Source organism: Flavihumibacter profundi, assembly GCF_020076305.1.
GTDB classification, from domain to species: domain Bacteria; phylum Bacteroidota; class Bacteroidia; order Chitinophagales; family Chitinophagaceae; genus Flavihumibacter; species Flavihumibacter profundi.
This window is the reverse complement of record NZ_JAIQXE010000001.1, coordinates 192,522-213,782: the sequence shown is the minus strand read 5'-3', so window position 1 is coordinate 213,782 and position 21,261 is coordinate 192,522. Positions and strand designations below refer to the sequence as shown.

Below are 21,261 nucleotides of genomic sequence, written 5' to 3'. Positions count from 1 at the left end.
ATTTAAATCCTCAAAAAGCCTTTTTCCTGCCCGGTTCAGGCAAAACAATACCATCTACAAAACTTTTCTCAGCCACCATTTTCTCAACGTCTTCCGATTTCCTTGGGGCGAGGGTAGATAATAATTCAAATTTCTCCTTACCAATCCGAACATCATCTTCAATCCGGACAGCAATACCCCACCACTTTTTATCGCAGGGACTATTATCGGGAATGTAGATGCCCGGTTCTACAGTTATGACCATATTTTCCTTAACCGCTATATAATCACCTTTATCGTGCACATCAAGGCCTAAATAATGAGAACAGCCATGCGGGTAGAAAATCCGGATATCTTCTGCTTTTTTCAGAATGCCGAGTTTGATCAGTCCGCGGGTTAATATTGCCGTTGCTGTATCTTCAATTTGCCTGAAACTGGTACCTTCCTTGCAGATGGCAAAAACCGCCTCCTGTGCTTCGTAAACAAGATCATACACGGCTTTCTGCTCTTTTGAAAACTTTCCATTTGCAGGGATAGTCCTGGTTATGTCGGCAGAATAACCATGGTATTGAGCACCTATATCCATAAGAACTGTTTCCTTACCTACCTGGGAAACTGAATTTTCAATATAGTGCAGTATGCAGCCGTTCTGACCTGCTCCAACAATGGATGGATAGCCCACATCTTCAGCGCCCAGCTTTTTATGGATAAATTCCTGTATGCCCTGTAATTCCAATTCAGACATATTTGGCCGGACAGCTTTCATCGCTTCCGTGTGTGCAAGGCAGGAAATATCTATGGCCTTTCGAAGCAGGTCCATCTCTTCCGGTGTTTTTATCTGGCGTAGTGCACCGGTCAACTGGCTAAATTGCTCGGTATCCCACTTGCTATTCTTAATTTTTTCATATATGGCCATAAGCCCCGCGGAATCCTGAACAGCCATCAATTCAACGAATAAGGGATCTTCTTTGAATCGCGGATTCTGTTCTCCGAGAACTTTTTCATATGCAATCAATTTCTGGACTTTTGAATCTTTTGCATTTCGAACTATCCTGGGCAACTTGTTCAGGCTGGCCCTGAATTCCTCATTATAACTTTCCGGAATACCAGCTTTCTTTATAAAGGCATGGTAAAGATCATATACATCTGCTGTAGCCCTGGGATTATCATAGAGGTCAATTATACTTTCAAAAATCACCTTGTCAAACAGGGCAAGGTCGATGGGAAACCGGGCAAATTCACTTCCATTATACACCTGATCAAAACCGAGTTTTGATTTTACACCATTTATACCAAGCCGCTTGCCTGTCCAGCGTTCCCTGGAAGAATCCCTTTCCTGGACAAAGAAGATTTCTGTATAAGGCACAGTTGCCCCTGCCGTTTGCGGTTCTTTGAAAATAAGCAAAACTGCTTCAGGCTCAGTATACCCGGTGAAATAATAAAGATCAGGATTGGGATGGTATTTATATTCTACATCATTGGCAAAATTGCGCTCAGGGGATGAAAAAAATACAGCTACAGAGTTTGCCGGCATCAGCTGGCGAAGAGCTTCCCGTCTTCCTTTATGAAAGGAAGCACCCAGATAATCTGTTGCCAAAGGTTGCTGTGCAGATGCAGTTAATGCGTAGCATGTAAAAAGAAGGAGTATGAATTTTTTCATGCACTTAAATTAACTCTTTTACCCATTTGGAAGCAATCTTAAATTGCTCTTCCATTGTGATATTAGAGTTATCAAGTACCCTTGCGTCTTTGGCCTGCCGGAGCGGGCTCACTTCCCTGTGACTGTCGATATAATCCCGCATTTCGAGGTTATTCTTCACTTCTTCAATTGTAACATTGGGATTCTTTTCGAAAAGTTCCTTAAACCGGCGTTCAACCCTTACTGCATTATCTGCGGTCATGAAAATTTTGAGTTCGGCTTTGGGAAAAACTACGGTCCCGATATCACGGCCATCCATTACGATACCTTTTTTCTTACCCATTTCCTGCTGTTGCTTAACAGCGAATGTCCTTACTTCCCGGATTGCAGCTATTTCACTCACTTTTTCTGCAATGACCAGGTCGCGGATCAAGTATTCAACATTCTCATCATTCAGGAATATTTCACTTTGCCGGCTATGTTCATTGTACCTGAATTCCAGTTGGATATTTTCCAGCGCTTCATGCACCTGGGCTGTATCTGTCCAGTCGATATGGTTACGTAAAAAATATAATGTTATCGCCCGGTACATGGCGCCGCTGTCGATATACACATAATTAAATTCTTTGGCCAATTGTTTAGCCAGGGTGCTTTTACCACAACTGCTCCAACCGTCGATCGTGATGATGATTTTTTTACGGGATGACATGAGGCAAAGATAACATTCGAAAGGTCAATTGAAAGCCTGCATGATATTAACTGTGAAGGCGGTCTTAGTGAGACCGCCTTCCATTTTCCTGGCTATCATTTCAATTAAATACCAGGACAGTTTATTTCTTGATCAGCTTTTTGGTAGCCTGGTAATTATTACCTACCCTTATATCCATCAAATATTGGCCTGAAGCGAATCCGGATAATTGTATTCTTCGCCTTAATATACCATATTCTTTGATAAATGCGTCTTTTGCAATCAACCTACCCTGATTATCGAAAATCCTTATCTCACCTGATCCGGTATATTCATTATTCAACACTACTTCAAATTCATTGACAACCGGATTTGGATATACGGTGAGCCCCTTCTTCATACCTATTGCATTTCCCGATAAGGTTGCCAATATATCATGGTCTGTTTCCAATGCTGATCCCCTGTTAACCGCACCGGTAACCGCAGGCAATACATTTACTGTAATTACCGGCGAGATAGTTGTGGCCAAACTGTCATCGGTCATATATAACTTGTAAGTATAGGTTCCTGCGATCAGCCAGTTAATGCTGGTAACCGGTGATGAAGGAGCAGTCATTGGAGCCGCTTTCGGACCATCCAACTGAACCCATGAATATCTTACGATTGTTCCATCCGGATCATAAGAAGCGCTGGCATCAAGAGTTACAGTATTTGTAGGCAGTGTCACTGTCGGGTTCTGGTCGGCCATAACCAGCACCGGGGAAAAATTAGGCAATTTCGGTTTAATAGGCGGACCAACAACCACGGTTATTATTGGTGAAATGCCAGCCAGGCCCTTATTGTCAGTTATATATAACCGGTAAGTATAGGTGCCTTCTAAAAGGCCCGTCACGTTTGTCTGACTTGCAGCAGGAGTAGTCATTGGAGACGATTTGGGTCCCGTTAGCTGCACCCATACATACTTAACAACGGTACCGTCGGGATCATAAGAACTGCTGCCATCAAGTGTTGCAAAAGTTTGTGGTGAAGTAATATATTGGTCCTTGCCTACTACTGCAATCGGCGGCAGGTTTATGTTGCCAGTGTCTGAAGGTGAAATACCATTTACATAAACCTGTACATAACCAACACCAATTCCACCTCCATTATCTTTTACCGTCAATTTAAAATAGTAGTTCCCTTTTGTCAGATTTGAAATGGTCGTATTCTGGTTATCAGGTGCATCAATAGATGCAATGGATGGACCTGCATCCTGCGTCCATTTATAAGAAACGACACTCCCATCAGTATCAAAAGAACCTGTCCCTGATAATGATGCCGAATTAACAGGTTGGCTAATTTCAATTGTAGAACCGACCTTGGCTACAGGATTAGCATTTACTATCCCATTGTTTTTACACTCCACATTTACCAGAGAAAACGAGGTTCCTCCCAAACTGTCCATTACGGTTAACCTGAAAGTATACATACCCGTAACGAGGTTTGTCACCTTGTTAACAGGAGCACTATCAGCCCACATTGTAGCAACATTTGGACCGGATTCCTGTGTCCATTTATAACTTACAATCCTGCCATCGGGATCATAAGAATTAGTTCCATTTATGGTAGCATAAGTCACTGGAAAATTTGCAAGCTGATTGTTACCTGCATCTGCTATAGGTAAAATATTAGCAGGTAATACGGAGGGTATTAGGAAATCTTTAAGAATCGCCTGTTTATTACCGATTTTGACGTTATCAATATAATACACCCTGGATGTTAACACAGAAACCTCCGCAGGAACATTCCAGCCGGTATTCCAGACCCATTTATATAAACCCAATTTAAAATACGGCGGATATGATCCCCTGTAAAAATTTTTTCCTTTATAATCCAATACCAATACGCCATTCTTCCAGACTTTTAGGAAACCGTCATTATCGGCTGAAAAATGATACTGGAATATCCAATCATTCCATCCGTTTTTATTCCAGGGGCCAAGGTTAAATACCTGCCGCTTAATATTAGCACCATTATCTAAATTGATATCCACCGAGTCATACCTTAAGTCAATGACAAAGTCACCTTTACTCACCATGAAAGTTAATGGTGGTGATCCGGCAACCTGTGTAGCCCCGGTTGCATAAAATTGCCATTGGGCAAGTCCCTCACTGACAGAATCACGTTGAAAATCATCCGGGAAATATGTACTGAAGGCCCACCATTCGCGGTTTGTATCCGGCGGGAATGGGTAGGTATTTTCGATTAACTCTGCCCTTTTCCCGTAGGCAACCATATTATCAGACTTCCTTAACTCAACGCGTAAGGACTGGTTACCGGTTCGTTTAAATACATTGCTTTCAGTGAAGGAATAGGAACAGCAGGATTGGTTAAAATCCCAGGCCTTTGAAAGACCATTCCCTTCAAAATCTTCATTAAGCACGAAATTACTCTGGCTATATGCAATATTTGTGCATACAAAGAGCAGAGAAATAATTGTCATCGCATGGGGTAATGCGGTAAATAATTTCTTTTCCATTGTGGTGTAAGAATTAGGGGGATACGGCTCTAAGTGATTTTGCACAAGCACATTTAAAACAGCATTTAACCAGATTCCAAAGAGGCTACTTAATGATTAAATAACACTTAGAATTTTGGCCTTATGACTGTTAGAAAATGTTGAAAACAAGGATTCTTGAATAGAGGAAGAGGATTTCGAAAAGATTATTCCGAGCCAGAATTATGGTAAATTCCTGAATAATCTAGACTTTCATTGTGCAAAATATGTTAATAAATCGAAATATACATGCGTATTTTTACTCAAATTTTAGCGTGGGTCCTTAATTATTATTTTAACCCATTTTCATTTATTTGCTTTAAATTAAAATGGAGGCAACTTTCTTAAGCGGCCTCCATTCATTATTTATAATTCAACTTTTAAGCTTCAGATTTCTCCTCTTTCTTTGGTGAAGATGATTCCTTCATACTGAAAACAATCCTGTTTTGTTCCTTGTCGAGGTCGGCAATCAGGACATCTCCCTGCTTGATGGTCATATTCAGGATTTCTTCCGCCAGCGGATCTTCCAGGTATTTCTGCAGAGCCCTGTGTAATGGCCTTGCACCGAATTGCTGGTCGTATCCTTTATCAGCAATAAAGGTTTTTGCCTCCTCGGTTAATTCAAGGCTGAAACCCAGGTTGTTCAGGCGTTTCATCACTCCTTTCAGCAAAATATCAATGATCTTAAAGATATGTGATTTGTCGAGTGAATTAAATACTACCACATCATCGATACGGTTCAGGAACTCGGGAGAAAAAGTACGCTTCAACGCTTTTTCAATAACCGCTTTATTGTTCTCGTCGGAACTTGCCGTACGGGCTGCAGTTGCAAATCCAACACCTTCCCCGAAATCCTTCAGTTGCCTCACCCCTATATTTGAGGTCATGATAATGAGGCTGTTCTTGAAATCCACTTTACGGCCCAGGCCATCCGTCAGTTGACCATCATCCAATACCTGCAACAGGATATTGTAAATATCAGGGTGCGCTTTTTCAATTTCATCCAGGAGGATAACTGAATAAGGCTTGCGGCGTACTTTTTCAGTCAGCTGACCACCTTCTTCGTAACCAACATATCCGGGAGGCGCTCCAATCAGGCGGCTGATCGTGAATTTCTCCATGTACTCACTCATGTCAATCCTGATTAATGTATCCTCGCTGTCGAACATGTATTTGGCGAGGGAACGTGCCAGTTCTGTTTTACCAACTCCGGTCGGACCCAGGAATATAAAACTTCCCACTGGTTTACGGGGATCCTTCAGTCCTACCCTGTTTCTCTGAATGGCTTTCACTACCTTACTAATGGCTTCATCCTGACCGATAACCATACCCGCCATGTCTTCAGCCATCTTTTTCAGTTTCTCGCTTTCGGCCTGAACCATCCGTTTAACGGGGATTCCGGTCATCATGCTTACTACCTCAGCAATATCTTCTTCAGAAATCGGGTAACGTTTGTTTTTACTTTCTTCTTCCCAATTGTTCTTAGCTTTCTCCAATTCTTCCTGCAACCTTTTTTCGGTGTCACGAAGGGATGCCGCTTCTTCAAATTTCTGGCTCTTTACTACCCTGTTCTTTTCATTCTTCACATCCTCAATCTTTCTTTCAAGGTCGAGTATCTCTTCTGGTACATTGATGTTTTTCAAATGTACCCGGGCACCTACTTCATCCAGGACGTCGATTGCTTTATCGGGCAAAAGGCGATCTGTCATATACCTGTCACTCAGTTTAACACAAGCATCAATAGCTTCATCTGAATAATTAACGTTGTGATATTCTTCGTATTTGGATTTGATATTATTCAGGATGAGAATTGTTTCCTCGACACTTGGCGGATCTATCATCACTTTTTGGAATCGACGGTCTAATGCACCATCTTTCTCAATGTACATGCGGTATTCATCCAATGTTGATGCACCAATGCATTGCAATTCGCCTCTTGCAAGGGCAGGTTTGAAGATATTGGAAGCATCAAGGGAACCACTGGCTCCACCGGCACCAACAATAGTATGGATCTCATCAATAAACAAAATCACATCACGGTTTTTTTCCAGCTCATTCATGATTGCTTTCATGCGTTCTTCAAACTGGCCACGATATTTTGTTCCGGCTACAAGCGCAGCGAGGTCTAAAGAAATCACCCGCTTATCAAACAATACCCTGGAAACTTTTCTTTGAACAATCCGCAAGGCAAGGCCTTCCACAATGGCTGTTTTACCAACACCGGGTTCACCAATCAGGATTGGGTTATTCTTTTTCCTGCGGGAAAGGATTTGGGAAACCCTTTCAATTTCATCTTCCCTTCCTACAATGGGATCCAGTGAGCCTGTTTCGGCAAGCCGGGTAATATCCCTGCCGAAATTATCCAGCACAGGAGTTTTACTTTTTGTATTGCCGGCTTGTTTGGCTTTTTGCTGGCTGTATTTTTTCTCCTCATCGAAATCATCTTCATTTTCTTCAGGGTATTCTGCCCGCACATCATTACTTTTCACTACCCCCAGTTCATTTCTGAACAAATCATAATCCACATCAAACTGATTGAGGATCTGTGTGGCAATATTTTCTTTGTTTTTCAAGATAGATAGCATTAGGTGTTCTGTTTCGACGGTCGGACTTTTCAGTGCCTTAGCTTCCAAAACGGTTACCCGGATTACCTTCTCTGCCTGCTTTGTGAGGGGAAGGCTGTTAATATTTGCAATGTTCTTTCCTGTTTTGTCTTTTACGGCTAGTTCGACTTCCTTTCTTAGTTCGTAGAGGTCTACATTAAAGCTTTTAAGTATACGGACAGCGGTATTGTCACCTTCTCTTATCAGGCCCAGCAAAAGATGCTCGGTACCGATAAAATCATTCCCCAATCGCAACGCTTCCTCCCTGCTGAACGAGATGATCTCTTTAACCTGGGCTGAAAAATTGTTGTCCATTTTACAAGTAGTTGTGTGTTATACAATAATAACGAATATTTTTGAGTTTAGGTTTGCTTCCGCAACCCAGTTTAACACTTGCCCAACGGTTGCCATCAAGTGAATAATCTGTACTCAAAGAACGAAATTTCTGGTTCTTAATTATGTCGTATATGAAGGTCAAAATTGATACCAAGGAAAAATTCCATGTCATAACTATCGGAGAGCCCAAAATAACTGCTAATATGACAGCGGAATTGCAAAATAGTTTAAGTGCTTACCTGCAAAATGGCGTTAAAAACATTATCCTGAACCTAAGTAACGTTGAAAGCCTTGATTTGGTTGCTGCAGAAATGCTTATAAAGGTACAGCAATCTTTTTATGAGCAAAATGCCTCTTTTGTGGTCTGTAACCTCCAGCCTGCTGTGGAAGAATTCCTGGACAAAGAGCAATTACTGGAAACTTTGAGTGCAACGCCAACTGAATCTGAGGCCTGGGATATTGTCCAAATGGAAGAAATTGAGCGGGAATTGCTGGATGATGCTGAACCTGGTTTTAATTAATCTGCTGTATGCTGGCTGTAACCATTTTAGGAAATAATTCTGCTTTACCTGCATTCGACAGGCACCCTACGGCGCAAATCATTACGCTGGATGAATTCCTTTTCCTGGTGGACTGCGGCGAAGGAACCCAGATGCAAATGGCCAAGTACAAAATAAGGAGAAGCAGGATCCAGCATATATTCATTTCACACCTGCATGGGGATCATTATTTTGGCCTTATTGGCCTTTTAACCAGCATGGGCCTGCTTGGCCGGGAACTGGACCTTCATCTTTTTGCCCCTGGAATGCTCAAAGACATCATTGAATTGCAATTGAAAGTTGCGGATACCGTTTTGCCTTATAAACTGCATTTTCATGCCCTGGAAGGCAATAGCCTCCTGGTGCAAAACGATAAATTCAAGGTAACCTCCTTCCCCGTAAGCCACCGGATTCCCTGCTGGGGCTTCCGGTTTGAACAGGTTAAAGCACCAAGACGGGTTAATCCGGAAAAAGCCATTAAACATGATATACCTGCCATTTTTTTCGACAGGTTAAAATGGGGGGAAAACTATACTAATAAAAGTGGCGCTATCATTTTAAACGAATGGGTTACGGATGCTGCTCCACCACCAAAGTCTTACGCTTACTCGGCAGATACCTGCTTTGACGAATCCATCATTGAAAAAGTTAGCGGTTCCGATCTTTTGTACCATGAAGCGACCTACCTGAAGGACCTGGAAGAAAGGGCGCAAAAAAGGTTTCACTGCACCACCCACCAGGCAGCAATTATTGCCAGCAAGGCTGGTGTAAAAAGGCTGATTATCGGACATTTCAGTTCAAAATATGAGAAACTGGAACAGTTCGAAGCGGAAGCAAGGGAAATATTCCCCGATTCTTCCCTTGCCCTGGAAGGGGTTAGTTACCGCATTTAAACAATTTAATTGCCGCAAACCGGTTAATAATACTTCCTGCCGCCAGTATAAATTAATGAGGACAAACTGAAACTGGCATTAAATTCCACAAATTTTTCCTTTACGAGAGGGTAAGTGCTTTCACCGCGCTGACCAACCTTAAGGTTGAAATGATACTGGTATAATCCATTCTGACTGGGCAGTGATAAACCGATGGTACCAGCATATGACTTTATCTGATGCCCATTGATAACCAAATACGAATTTTCATAGTTGAGTCCGGCACTATAGGTTGTTCCTTCGACAGTCCTGAACAATGTCTTTTTTGGACGGCTATAGCTAAATCCTGCAGCCCAGTTTCCGGAGGAGGTGGTTTGGAAACCCTTGCCTGCGTAATTGACTGAACTCCAATTCTGCCCAATAAAATCCACCCCAAATTTCCAGTAATCTTTTACCATAGTTAAACCGGCACCCCATTGAACCGGGTACTCAAAATCACCCAGCCTGGAATTCTCCTGCACAAGTTTATTTCCGCTCCTGTCTGCAATCGTATTATCCTCTGTTGTATTAAGGGTTGCCTGTGGTTGGAAAATTCCGCCGGCAATCCATTTTAATTGCCCGGTTTTAAACTGGTACTGAATTCCCGAATTAAAAATAAAATTCTGGTACAAGGTATTTTTCTCAACAAAGATGCTGTCTCCTGCACTGATAGCAATACTTTCCATTTTGTTGACCGAGCCTGAAAGGTAACCAACCGTTAAGCCAAGGCTTAGGTGTTTTCCAATTTTAACGCCATTGCTTAAATAGAACTGGTATAGGCCACCAGTACCTGTAATATGACTGGAAAGCTGGCTTTCAGTTCCAATCAGGTAGTGATTACCCATTGTATAATAATCAACTGCTGAATACCTCTTAATACCGAATGATGTCCCTAAATGTTTAAACAGGCTTATGCCCATAGATGCTTCCCGTATCGTAAAATCACCTGCATGAATATTCTGGGTAGAATTTACATAATTGACAGATTTACCACCAAGGGAAAGTTCCAGCATTAGCTGGTTTGACGGGTAAGAACCATATGAAGCCGGATTTATATCGTTCAATGTTTTTTCTGATGGAAGTGCTATTCCCAATCCACCCATTCCGGTATAACCGGAATAATCCCTGGCCTGGACATCCCCAATACCATATGCGGAATAAATTGAGTTTAAACCACTTTGCGCTGATACAATGCAGCAAGATAAAATAGTGCCAAGGCTAAGTAATAAGTATTTCATCTTTGGATTTATTGATTTTGATAGATCAGTAAGGATAAAATCAGCCTGGACCTGAGTTTTGCTGAAGCGGTGGTATTGGCTACAAGACGCTGAAAAGTACTATCGCCGGAACTTCCGGCCAGCACCAGGTTTTGGGAGGTATAACTGTTGGTGGTAAGTTCCCTTACTACATAGTTAGTCACGTCAAATACATACCGCGTATCTAAACCATATAGCTGATCAATTGATAAACTGCCATCCTGGAATCCCCCGGTTGCATCTGTTAGTCCACCAGAATATGTTTTATCATAATTCTGCAGGTAAACATTCAGTTTTTGCGGTAAGGGATATTTAACCCAGGATGCATTGTCAGGTTTAATTTCAAGCTGCGCATTAAGTACTTTAACAAAATTTGCCAGGCTAAGTATTTCTTTAATTTGGGGAAAAATAATTCGGGTCCTGAGGTGTGTTAATTCCTGCAGGTACAACTGGTTGTTCAAGGCTGAGCTATTGAGCTCATTACTTTTTACAAGTCCTGATAAAGGTGAACCTGAAAAATCTTTTTTAATGTAATTGAATTGATATGGAGATGATGAACTGGAAAGATCAATTTCCCTTTGCTCTATACTTCCGTCATCATCATGGTAATGTAACCTTATTTGCATCTTATTCTGCAGCCCGACAATTACATTTGTCGATGCAGGTTCTGTGCTAATCTTTATTCCTTTGAAATATTCAAGGAACTGGTCAGTATTTGTTACCTGGCTTGATTTATCCCTGATTAGTTCAAATAGTTCCAGCCCAAATTGAGGATCGAGCAATAACCTGATACTATCATCTGCAATTGGCCGGACCTTTACAACTTCAGCACCCATTTTTACCGGATAGGCAGAAAATGAAGAAGTATTGTAAAAAACCGAATTATCATTATTGATCGACTGTGCAAGTCTATTAACTGTTAATGCAATTGAGGAGAGCGTGTCACCATAATACCCGTGGCTTAATTTCAGGATCAGTTCCAATGAATCAAACTTGCTGGTATTGGTTAAATCCGGAATAACCGGACGTTCAAAACGCACATAATGTTCGCATGATGTCTTTCCGAATAAAGGATCGCTATGGATACCAACGAGCGCATAGTTGTCTGAAGATGTTACAAATGAATCTTCCCGGAAAACAACAAAGTTTCCACCAAAAGTATCAACCTGGATAAGATATGGATTTTCAGAAGGTGTCACTGTTTCAATATACTGAGCCTGCTTGGTGCATGATATCATAAATATTAAAACCAGGCTGCATCCAATTCCATAAAATACGCGATTCACCATATAATATTTTGCACAAAGAAAAATACTAGTGCGCTTGCAGGAAGAAGTTTGCAACAAGATGCTGTTATGTTGCTACCGGCACTTCATTTCGCGGTTATGCCAATAAAAAAGCCTGTTATAGAAACTTGCAAGCTGTTGGTAGGCACAAAGTTGCTGTTTGTAGCAACTTGCTTTATTTGAACCCAATGAGTCATGAGATTTGAAAAAAATCAAAGGTGATGAGATTAAGATATTCCGTATTACTGGTTTTCAATATCCTGCTTATTAGCGCATGCACAAAGAGTACTACTTCAACAACAGCTACAACGGGAAACTGGGTTAGACGATCAGAGTTTGAAGGTGTAGGCAGAAGTGAGGCGATTGTTGCTACTTTAAATGATACAGCATATGGCGGCCTGGGGTTTGATGGTGTAAACAGGTTAACTGACTTTTGGGAATATGACGGATCAAATGATTTCTGGAAAAAGAAAGCAAGCTTTCCGGGCGTTGCAAGAAGTTCTGCAGTAGCATTTAGTGCCAAAGGAAAAGTATTTGTCGGCCTGGGCTACGACGGGGTGAATTCCCTGAATGATTTCTGGAGCTATGACCCTAAAAAAGATACATGGACAAGGGTAAATGATTTTCCGGGATCAGCAAGATATGATGCTGTTGCTTTTGGAATAAATGATAAAGGATACGTTACAAGTGGATATGATGGCAATTACCTGAAAGATTTCTGGGAATATGATCCTATTAATGATACATGGACACAGAAAGTAAGTCCGGGTGGCAGTAAGCGGTCAGCAGCAGTAGTATTTGTGATCAATGATAAAGCCTACCTGGCAACAGGTGGTAATAATGGGACCAATGTAAATGATTTGTGGGAATACGACCAGGCGGCAGATAAGTGGACAGAGAAGCGCAAAATCTCTAATGTCAGTGATGAAACCTATGATGATGCCTATACGATTATAAGGTCAAACGCTGTGGCTTTTACCATTAATGGGAAAGGCTATATATCAACAGGTAACAGCGCAGGCTTAACCAGTACTTGCTGGGAATACGATCCGGGTACCGATACATGGACTGCAAAGACTGCATTTGAAGGAACTGCAAGGGAAGGAGCGGTTGGGTTCACCATCAATAACAGGGGCTATATTGCAACGGGAAGAAGTTCGGGGTTAAGGCTGGATGACATTCTTGAATTACAACCTGAAGCTACATATAATGCAAATGATTAAAGGACAGTTAAAGAATATTATAATAGCTAATGCGATGCATTAATTCTTCCTTATAATGACCACTGACCGGGATTTCCAATTCACCAAGTTTCACAAAACTTTTATGGATGGCATCAATCCTGTTAAGTGCAACAATATATGATTTATGAATACGTAAAAAATCAAACGGCATTAGCTTTTCTTCCAGCAGCTTCAGGCTTATCCTTGCAATAACAGGCCTTTTTTGACTTTGTATATGAATTTTCACATAGTCCTTAAAACCCTCAACCATGAAGATGTCGGAGACTTCAATTTTGACCATATTATACTCAACGTTCACATACAGATACTTCTGGTTATCTGATGGTTTCAGGGTTGCATCCGGCGGGGTAGTTGATCTAACAGTAAAAGTATCAAGTGCTTTCATTGAAGCTTCCAGGAACCGCTCAAAGGAAACCGGTTTCAACAGGTAATCAATAGCCTGAACAGTATAACTTTCAAGAGCAAAATTATTATAGGCTGTTAAAAAAATAATCTTTGTTTTACCTTTCAGGTTTGCTGCAAGCTGCATCCCGGAAAGGCCTGGCATCATGATATCCAGGAAAATCAGGTCAATAGTTTTCTCCTTTAACAAATTAATTACTTCAAGGGCATTTTTAGCTGTTCCAACCAATTTAAGAAACGGAACCTGTCGAATATTATCAACCAATAAATCCAGTGAAAGCGCCTCATCATCAACCGCAATACATTGAATAATCATTCCAGGGTAATTTGTAGTGAGACTGCATAGGTATCATTTCTTTCTGAGATAAAAAGAGAATGGTTGTCTCTGTACAATAGTTTTAATCTACGTTTAACATTCGCAAGCCCGATGCCGGAAGTATAATCATTTTCACCTTTTGCAGAAGGATCAAAATTGTTCCTTACCAATAAACTGAGGACACCGTTAGTTACCTTAAAGGATATTTCGATAAGGGGTTGGATTGCTGAAGCATTACAATGTTTGAAAGCATTTTCCACGAAAGGAATCAGCAGCATGGGTTCAATGAAATAGTTTTTATCGGGGATCTGAATATCAACTACTATATTAATCTCTTTCCCAAATCTCAAAGCCTGAAGGTCAATATAGCTTTGCAGGTATTCAATTTCCCTGGTTAACATCACTTTCATTTCATCTGATTCATATAACATGTACCGCATAATGCCGGAAAGTTTAATCAGGGATGGTTCCAGCTGGCCAGACTGTTTACGGGCAAGGGAAACCATATTATTAAGGACATTGAATACAAAATGCGGGCTAATTTGGGAGCGCAGAAAAGAAAGTTCGGTTTTCAATCCTTCATTTTCTTTATCCTTAAGTAATTTATCGGTAGTTATTTTATCCATAACCATCCGGTATGCCAGGCCGCTGGCCTGTACAAAAAGGAATGGAAATATGTTTAATATTAATGGAACAGGTAATCGAAAATTCGGCTGTGGTCCCACCCAGTATAGCAGCAGGACAGAACAGAATATTACTATTATAAAAACAGAAACTTGTAAAATAATATAGGAAGGAATCCTTCGGCGATAAATCAATTCAGGGATAAGAAAATAAGTATTCAGGTAAAACAGGCAAATCCATACAATATTTAAACCCAGGGCAACAGAGGTAAAAAGATGCCCATTGGGTCTATGAGGCGGCGGCTGTTTCCGGGCAGATACATTTCCCTGCAGGCTGTCATAAGTACCAATTGGAAGCTTTTGAAAACCTGCATTTCCTCTTGAATAATGTATGGCAAATTTATCAAATGAAGGGTTTGGGGATTGTTCAAGGATAGGCCTTATCAAATGAGGAAGGAATAATGTTGCCACCCAGAATAACAAATGATAAAAAAAAATGGCCCGCTTTGACGTATACCAGCTATGTTGATCCATATCCCTCAAAAATGAGGAAATCAGGATCAATAATGGCTGAAAAACGACAAGTTGGCCATTTGTATAGACGAAAGCTTCAAATCCTATTTACGCAGGTATCGCACCACTTTTTCGCGAAGGGGTTCACTAAGCGGTACCATCGGCAGGCGTAAATAATTTTCAATCAATCCCATTTCTGCCAGGAAAGATTTTACACCGGCAGGATTATTTTCTGCGAACAGTAAATAATAAGCTTCGAGCATAGTGTCGTTTAGTTCTTTGGCTTTAGTAAAGTCAAAGTCCAAACCGGCCCGCACCATATCAGAAAATTTACGGGGAAAGCAATTGGCTGCAACACTGATTACACCATCCATACCGCAGGCCAGCTGGGTCATAGCCAGGTCATCGTCACCACTTGCTACCATGAAATGATCAGGACGGTCTTTCAGCAACTGCATACACTGCACCATATTATTGGCAGCTTCCTTAATGCCGCCGATATTGGGTACTTCATGGGCCAGCCTCAGCGCAGTTGCGGCATCGAGGTTCCTGCCGGTACGACCCGGAACATTGTACAGGATGATTGGTTTTGGGGAAGCTTTTGCGAGCATTTCATAATGCAGGAAAATACCTTCCTGGGATGGTTTGCTGTAATAAGGACTGGCACTTAGTATTGCGGTGGCCTTATCCAATGGCAGCGTATTGAGGTCTTTCACCAATTCATGGGTGTTATTTCCACCAACGCCCACTACAACGGGCACACGACTGTCTACTTTTTCAAAAGTAAAATTTATGATATCGATTTTCTCTTCTTTGGATATTGTTGGCGTTTCGCCTGTTGTACCAAGGGTTACAATATATTCAACACCATTTTTAATGATAAAATTGATAAGGCTTTCCAGGGCTGAAAAATCAATTTTTCCGGTTTTTGTGAAAGGGGTAACAATTGCAACACCGGTTCCGCGTAAAGTTTGTCTGAGAGACATGAAATATTAAAATTTTAAATTAAATCAATAAGTTGGTTCTGATTAGTTGCCGGGTCAGGCCGGCAGTTCATCCCAAAAGCCCATTTTGCTGAATTTTGAGATGCGTTGGCGCACCCGCTCTTCTGCGGTAACCTGTTTGAGTTCGCCCAGCGTTTCAATCAGGACTGTTTTAAGGTTTGCGGCTGCTTCATCATAATCCCAGTGGGCGCCACCAAATGGTTCAGGTACAATACGGTCTACCAATCCGAATTTGAGCATATTGTCGGAGGTCAGCTTCAATTCTTCTGCCGCCTTTTCTTTTTGGTCCCAGCTGCGCCAAAGAATAGAGCTGCAGTTTTCGGGAGATATAACTGTATACCAGGAGTTTTCGAGCATAAGGACCCGATCCCCCACCCCAATGCCCAGAGCGCCACCGGATGCGCCTTCACCAATAATGGCGCAAATAACTGGCACTTTAAGCCGCATCATTTCATAAATGTTGCGGGCGATGGCTTCCCCTTGTCCCCTTTCTTCTGCTTCCATTCCCGGGAAGGCCCCTGGTGTATCGATCAGGGTAATAATAGGTTTATTGAATTTTTCAGCCAGTTTCATAAGGCGCAGGGCTTTCCTGTAGCCTTCAGGGTTGGCCATACCAAAATTCCTGAGTTGCCGCATTTTGGTATTAATGCCTTTTTGCTGACCAATAAACATCACAGTTTCGCCATTCAGCTGCGCGAAACCACCCACCATGGCTTTATCATCTTTTACATTACGGTCGCCGAACAATTCAACAAAATTGTCGCCCATTTTCTGAATGTACTTCAGGGTATACGGACGGTCGGGGTGCCTGCTCAGTTGCACTTTCTGCCAGCTGGTAAGGGTTTGGGTGATCTCCTTCCTTCTTTCAATGATCTGGTTTTCCAGGTCAGCGATAGTACCACTCATATCCACCTTGCTGTTCTTCTCAGCAGTTTGTTTCATCTTTTCTATATCGTCAAACAATTCTTTGATGGGACGTTCGAACTCAAGGAATTGTCTGTTTTTATCTTCCGGCATAAGCGATGGTTGAGTTGTAAAATTAAGGGTTGAAAAAAAATAAAGAAAAGTTTTGTTTGAAAGGGTAGTTTCCCTTTATCTTTGCCATCCAATTTTGAGAAAACACTTGGAATTTGGATGGATCGGTAGTTCAGTTGGTTAGAATGCTGCCCTGTCACGGCAGAGGTCGCGGGTTCGAGTCCCGTCCGGTCCGCCAGGTTGATCCGCTAGCTTTTAAAACCCTTCAGTTTCCTTGATCCTGAAGGGTTTTCTCTTTATATCCCATTGCATTTCTTCTTTTTTTTATGCCTGTTTTGTTTCAACACAAGGATGAGGCAAAAGCTGTATTATCCACTATTATTCGGCCAACAAGTTTAGCGTTACACATTGAATTTGGGTCCTCTTATTTTCCCGGTAACCTGAATAATCCGGATGGATTCTTCCCATCCAGGGAATAACCTACCGGTTTCACCAGGTATGAATAATTCAACAATCTTTAAACATTGTTGCGGCTTCTTCCAGGCTTCAATGTGGCTTATTGAATTCAATATTCTCCGTTAATATTCTGTTTGTTCTCCGTTTATCCTCCGTAGTTTACGGAGGATAAACGGAGAACAAACAGAGGACAAACCTAGTATTAACGGAAGATATATTTTGTGATTCGCTTATATAAGCCTACCTTATAACTAAAATCATATTATGGCAGTCAATAGAGACCTAAGCAGCATCCTGGCCCAGTTCTCCGGAAAACTGGGGAACGTGATCATAAAAAACTATGGGGATAAAATCGTTTTGAGTGCACCACCGGACATGTCTAAACGTAAACTGAGCCCGAAGCAGAAGGAAATGAACCTGTTGATGAATATGGCCAACAAGTATGCCAAAAAAATTAATGATGATCCGGTGCGGAAAGCTGAAGCAGCCAAAATATTGGGCGTACCTGGCAATAAAGTGTTCAGGGCCCTGGTGTCTGTATTTATCTCCAAAAAAGGGGATATCAATGGCCTTATTAAATTAACGCCCGGGAAGGCGGCTGTAAAAAAGAAGTAAGCGCCCTTTGTAAAATAACGGCCTGGTATAGCAATTTAAGGACCGGGTAGTTGAAGCCTTTAGTTTACTTCCCGGCAAAAAGCATATAGTTTTTTCAGGTCTTCAATCCTTTCAAAATGGATGTCCGCCTGTTTTATATAATCCTGGATCTTAGCTTTACCACCAGGGAAAAGGTTATAAAAACTACTCTTGTTCGCAGGGAAGGATTTCCCGTATTTATCTACCAGGAAATACCTGGTTTCTTTGGTGATGATCCTGTTCTGGTTAGCTGTTAAATCAGTTATATTATAACCCATCGGCGAGTTGACATTCTTATAGCTTTTAACATCAACACCATTTGCCGGTTTGTCAAAAGCACCTAATTGCTCAAATTCAATTTTTATTTGCTGCCAGAAAGCAAGCTTTACATCCTCTGCCCCGCCTGCAAGCACTTCCAGGTATCTTTTATCATAATAATAAAGCACGCTATCAATTTCTATCCATTGTAAATCTTCCGGATTACCAATTGACAGTGTATCTGTTGGGCTGTTTATAAATTGCAATTCAGCAAGAACAAGATTATAATTGAGTCTTGCAGCAGACGGTGTCCTGTTCCTGAAAAATATTTTTGACTGCGTAAAAGCTGGAAAACGATAAATACCATAGGAATTTAAGGCCTTTGAAAAATCTTCACCTGCCATCACCCTAATTTTTTCCTGTGCTTTCATTACAAAAGGAACAACAATCAGTAAGGCGGCGGTAAGTAACTTCTTTTTCATCGGACTATTCACTTATAGATAATATTCAATTACCTAAATATAAGAAATCAGGGATGTTTCCGGTGACAGTAAAAGTTATGGATAAAACAACTTTACAGGGTTAGTCCAAGCTATGCCTTCGGTAAAACAATTTATAACCTGCACCAAATTCTATCCAGTCTGCAGTAGCGCCATTCATTGTCTTTAGTCCAACCTGTCCGTAGAACCTTTTTGTAAACTCATACCTTAATGCCGGACGCATAAAAGTATTTCCTTTTAACTCACGTCCGATTGTAGTCAGGTTATAGCCAATTTGTAACCTTACTGTCAGGCGCCAGAACATGAAATCATAACCAACATGGACTGACGGAAAAAAGGTTTCCATTTTTTCCTTATTTAAAGGATACTCAGCGGTATCCCTGGCACTTGGGTCGATAAATGCATCAAACCCAAAACTAATGCCATGCATCGTATTGAATTTATGCTGGTATTCCAAAACAGTCGAAGAAGTGAGGTAACTGTGTGTTGTTCCGGCGTCATCTTTGTTTTGTACGGTACCGATAGCCTGGTATAACGAAACATTATTTTCCCTGATTTTATCGGGTCCTGCGGTTTTACCAAAAGTTGGCCTGGCTTCAAGTATTGTCTTTGGATGTTCAGAATTATCAACTTTGTGTTGGGTTCCATTGAAATTATATAAGGCACCTAAACTGAATCCTGCCATATTCAACCCAAGGTTCGGTGTCACTGTGCGACCATTACTGAAGTGCGTAAAGTCGATTCCATATAGTAAGTCAACCTCCCTGTTAAGCCTGTATTGCCCACCGCCATGCAATGAAAAATATATGGCGAATTTTGACCCGATTGCATCATTAATAGAATTATGGTCCCGATTATAGGGTTTAAGGTTAAAAGTAAACCCTAAAGCCGGTTCAATATGGAAGCTATTTAATTTCCCCCGGGTTATTGGGAATGTTATAAATCCAAATAATGCATTTGGTTGTCCAAAAATATCAACATCACCAACATAACCGGTGTACCAGCCAATGCCATATGCGGGATAATTGTATTGGTTCTCCCAATGTTTCTTGCCTTTTGATTGCCAGCCAGTCCTTAATTCAATGGCACCGTACCCATGTTTTAGCTCATTTGTCAGTGAAGCCCCGGTATAAAAATTTTTTCCTGCATGAAGTTTTATACTGAAAAACCTGAAGGTCCCATAATTAGGGTCTGTGGAAACTGTGGAATCTGATTGAGCAGAAACATTAAACGAAAGGAATAAGCATAAAATAAAGATGACCCTACTACGCAAAAACATGTACTTCTTTTTAGGAAAAGGCAAAAATCTAATAAATTCAACGACCCGATACCTGCAAATATTACATTTTTTTTATTACTTCCTTTACCCATTTCAACTTACATCATTGAAATGGGTAATTAAAAAGCCAAGGAACCGGATTTCCAATCATTTTTAATGAGAAAATATTATATATTAAATATCCTTTTATTACCGATTTACTTGTTTGGTCAGGCTCAGCATGATGATTCCCTTATCATGCAGCCAAAACAGAAATGGATTGAAAATATGAACCAGTATATCATGTTAAAAATTATACTGAACTCAGATATTGAAACCCTGGCAGTCGTAACGGATCAAAACAAAATCCAGCTTAGTCCAAATGCAAAAAGCATCAGCCGGATTAGTTTCAGCTACAAATTCATTTCATTCAGTATAAAATACATTCCTAAATTTTTACCAGGAAATGACGACGATGATATCAGGGGAAAAACGAAGGGCGGGGGATTTGGCATGAACTTCAATTTTAATCACTGGCAGCAGGAGTTATCATATTCAAAGACCCAGGGCTATTACCTGGAAAATACTTCCGATTATAATACGGCCTGGAAACCTGGAGACCCTTATATTCAATTTCCGGAACTTGTATATAATCAATACCAGGGGACCACTGCCTACAATTTCAATCCGAAATTCTCTGTAAGCGCAGTAACCTCACAGACACAAAGGCAACTGAAGAGCGCGGGAAGCTTTATCCCGATTTTGCGATACCGGTATTATATTGTAGATGACAGGTCAACGCCCCAAAGCGGTAGGTCTACTCAAAAGACCAATAACTTTGAAATAATACTGGGTGCAGGATATTATCACACATTCGTGATCAGGAATAATTTTTATTTTTCCCTCGGACTAACCCCCGGTGCAGGATTTGTGTACACCAGATTAACAACAAGGTATCCATCCGGGGATGTTTCCACGGATCAGCGAAATGCTATCTTCCGGCTTGATGGGTGGACGGGCTTAGGATATAATGGACAAAGATTTTTCACAGGCTTTTACATGCAATTTTCCGGATCTTCCTTCAACCAGGAACATACAAGTGCCATATCTGAAAATTCTAAAGTTGCTATCCAGGGATTTGTGGGTTACAGGTTGAATGCGCCAAAATGGATGAAGGAAAAAGTGGAATCCGTGAATAATATTATACGTACTAAATAAAGCATTTCAGTTCCAGGCTAAGACAAACCATCCATTATTATATTTATTTTTTTTAAATATATTTGAATTCACCCCACCGGGGTCCATG

Annotated in this window: 17 protein-coding genes and 1 tRNA gene; 6 read left to right on the top strand and 12 right to left on the bottom strand. The window is 41.1% G+C overall.

Annotated features, from left to right (window positions below):
- Window positions 1-10 precede the first annotated feature (10 nt).
- The 4 genes from LAQ65_RS00855 to LAQ65_RS00840 form a co-directional block, all read right to left on the bottom strand.
- Window positions 11-1,639, bottom strand: a complete 1,629-nt coding sequence (locus tag LAQ65_RS00855) for an aminopeptidase P family protein (protein WP_224115036.1) — start codon at window positions 1,637-1,639, stop codon at window positions 11-13.
- A 4-nt stretch (window positions 1,640-1,643) separates the two neighbouring features.
- The gene (gene cmk / locus LAQ65_RS00850) at window positions 1,644-2,327 is read right to left on the bottom strand and encodes a (d)CMP kinase (protein WP_224115035.1); all 684 of its coding nucleotides are present in this window, start codon (window positions 2,325-2,327) and stop codon (window positions 1,644-1,646) included.
- 121 nt (window positions 2,328-2,448) lie between these two features.
- A complete protein-coding gene (locus LAQ65_RS00845) occupies window positions 2,449-4,824 on the bottom strand; it encodes a PKD domain-containing protein (RefSeq protein ID WP_224115034.1) in 2,376 nt (791 codons plus the stop codon).
- Between the two features lie 398 nt (window positions 4,825-5,222).
- A complete protein-coding gene (locus LAQ65_RS00840) occupies window positions 5,223-7,760 on the bottom strand; it encodes an ATP-dependent Clp protease ATP-binding subunit (RefSeq protein WP_224115033.1) in 2,538 nt (845 codons plus the stop codon).
- Window positions 7,761-7,912: 152 nt separating this feature from the next.
- On the opposite strand from LAQ65_RS00840, the gene LAQ65_RS00835 reads away from it, so the two are divergent.
- Together LAQ65_RS00835 and LAQ65_RS00830 are read left to right on the top strand one after the other, a co-directional pair.
- Window positions 7,913-8,302, top strand: a complete 390-nt coding sequence (locus tag LAQ65_RS00835) for an STAS domain-containing protein (RefSeq protein ID WP_224115032.1) — start codon at window positions 7,913-7,915, stop codon at window positions 8,300-8,302.
- Between the two features lie 8 nt (window positions 8,303-8,310).
- Window positions 8,311-9,213 (top strand): ribonuclease Z, encoded by a 903-nt coding sequence (locus LAQ65_RS00830; protein ID WP_224115031.1) that lies wholly within the window; start codon window positions 8,311-8,313, stop codon window positions 9,211-9,213.
- Between the two features lie 23 nt (window positions 9,214-9,236).
- Here the strand turns inward: LAQ65_RS00830 and LAQ65_RS00825 are convergent, their stop codons facing one another.
- Window positions 9,237-10,469: a hypothetical protein gene (locus tag LAQ65_RS00825; RefSeq protein ID WP_224115030.1), complete on the bottom strand. Its 1,233-nt coding sequence runs from the start codon at window positions 10,467-10,469 to the stop codon at window positions 9,237-9,239.
- A gap of 8 nt (window positions 10,470-10,477) precedes the next feature.
- Entirely contained in the window at window positions 10,478-11,725 is a 1,248-nt protein-coding gene (locus LAQ65_RS00820; RefSeq protein WP_224115029.1) for a DUF4270 family protein, read from the bottom strand.
- A gap of 269 nt (window positions 11,726-11,994) precedes the next feature.
- On the opposite strand from LAQ65_RS00820, the gene LAQ65_RS00815 reads away from it, so the two are divergent.
- Window positions 11,995-12,996, top strand: a complete 1,002-nt coding sequence (locus LAQ65_RS00815; protein WP_224115028.1) for a Kelch repeat-containing protein — start codon at window positions 11,995-11,997, stop codon at window positions 12,994-12,996.
- A gap of 7 nt (window positions 12,997-13,003) precedes the next feature.
- Here LAQ65_RS00815 and LAQ65_RS00810 read toward each other — a convergent pair whose 3' ends face one another.
- The 4 genes from LAQ65_RS00810 to LAQ65_RS00795 all read right to left on the bottom strand — a co-directional run bounded on the left by LAQ65_RS00810 (window position 13,004) and on the right by LAQ65_RS00795 (window position 16,892).
- Window positions 13,004-13,735: a LytR/AlgR family response regulator transcription factor gene (locus tag LAQ65_RS00810; RefSeq protein WP_224115027.1), complete on the bottom strand. Its 732-nt coding sequence runs from the start codon at window positions 13,733-13,735 to the stop codon at window positions 13,004-13,006.
- A complete protein-coding gene (locus tag LAQ65_RS00805) occupies window positions 13,732-14,892 on the bottom strand; it encodes a sensor histidine kinase (RefSeq protein ID WP_224115026.1) in 1,161 nt (386 codons plus the stop codon). Before LAQ65_RS00805 ends, LAQ65_RS00810 begins: the two co-directional genes overlap by 4 nt.
- Before the next feature lie 83 nt (window positions 14,893-14,975).
- A complete protein-coding gene (gene dapA, locus LAQ65_RS00800) occupies window positions 14,976-15,857 on the bottom strand; it encodes a 4-hydroxy-tetrahydrodipicolinate synthase (RefSeq protein WP_224115025.1) in 882 nt (293 codons plus the stop codon).
- 54 nt (window positions 15,858-15,911) lie between these two features.
- Entirely contained in the window at window positions 15,912-16,892 is a 981-nt protein-coding gene (locus LAQ65_RS00795) for an acetyl-CoA carboxylase carboxyltransferase subunit alpha (RefSeq protein ID WP_224115024.1), read from the bottom strand.
- 119 nt (window positions 16,893-17,011) lie between these two features.
- Between LAQ65_RS00795 and LAQ65_RS00790 the strand changes: the two genes are divergently transcribed.
- A tRNA-Asp gene (locus LAQ65_RS00790) sits at window positions 17,012-17,088 on the top strand.
- 482 nt (window positions 17,089-17,570) lie between these two features.
- A complete protein-coding gene (locus LAQ65_RS00785; RefSeq protein ID WP_224115023.1) occupies window positions 17,571-17,921 on the top strand; it encodes a hypothetical protein in 351 nt (116 codons plus the stop codon).
- A 59-nt stretch (window positions 17,922-17,980) separates the two neighbouring features.
- Here LAQ65_RS00785 and LAQ65_RS00780 read toward each other — a convergent pair whose 3' ends face one another.
- Entirely contained in the window at window positions 17,981-18,679 is a 699-nt protein-coding gene (locus tag LAQ65_RS00780; RefSeq protein ID WP_224115022.1) for a hypothetical protein, read from the bottom strand.
- 100 nt (window positions 18,680-18,779) lie between these two features.
- Complete coding sequence (locus LAQ65_RS00775; RefSeq protein WP_224115021.1) at window positions 18,780-19,976, bottom strand: acyloxyacyl hydrolase; 1,197 nt, start codon at window positions 19,974-19,976, stop codon at window positions 18,780-18,782.
- A gap of 156 nt (window positions 19,977-20,132) precedes the next feature.
- On the opposite strand from LAQ65_RS00775, the gene LAQ65_RS00770 reads away from it, so the two are divergent.
- The gene (locus LAQ65_RS00770) at window positions 20,133-21,173 is read left to right on the top strand and encodes a DUF4421 family protein (protein WP_224115020.1); all 1,041 of its coding nucleotides are present in this window, start codon (window positions 20,133-20,135) and stop codon (window positions 21,171-21,173) included.
- Window positions 21,174-21,261: the final 88 nt, after the last annotated feature.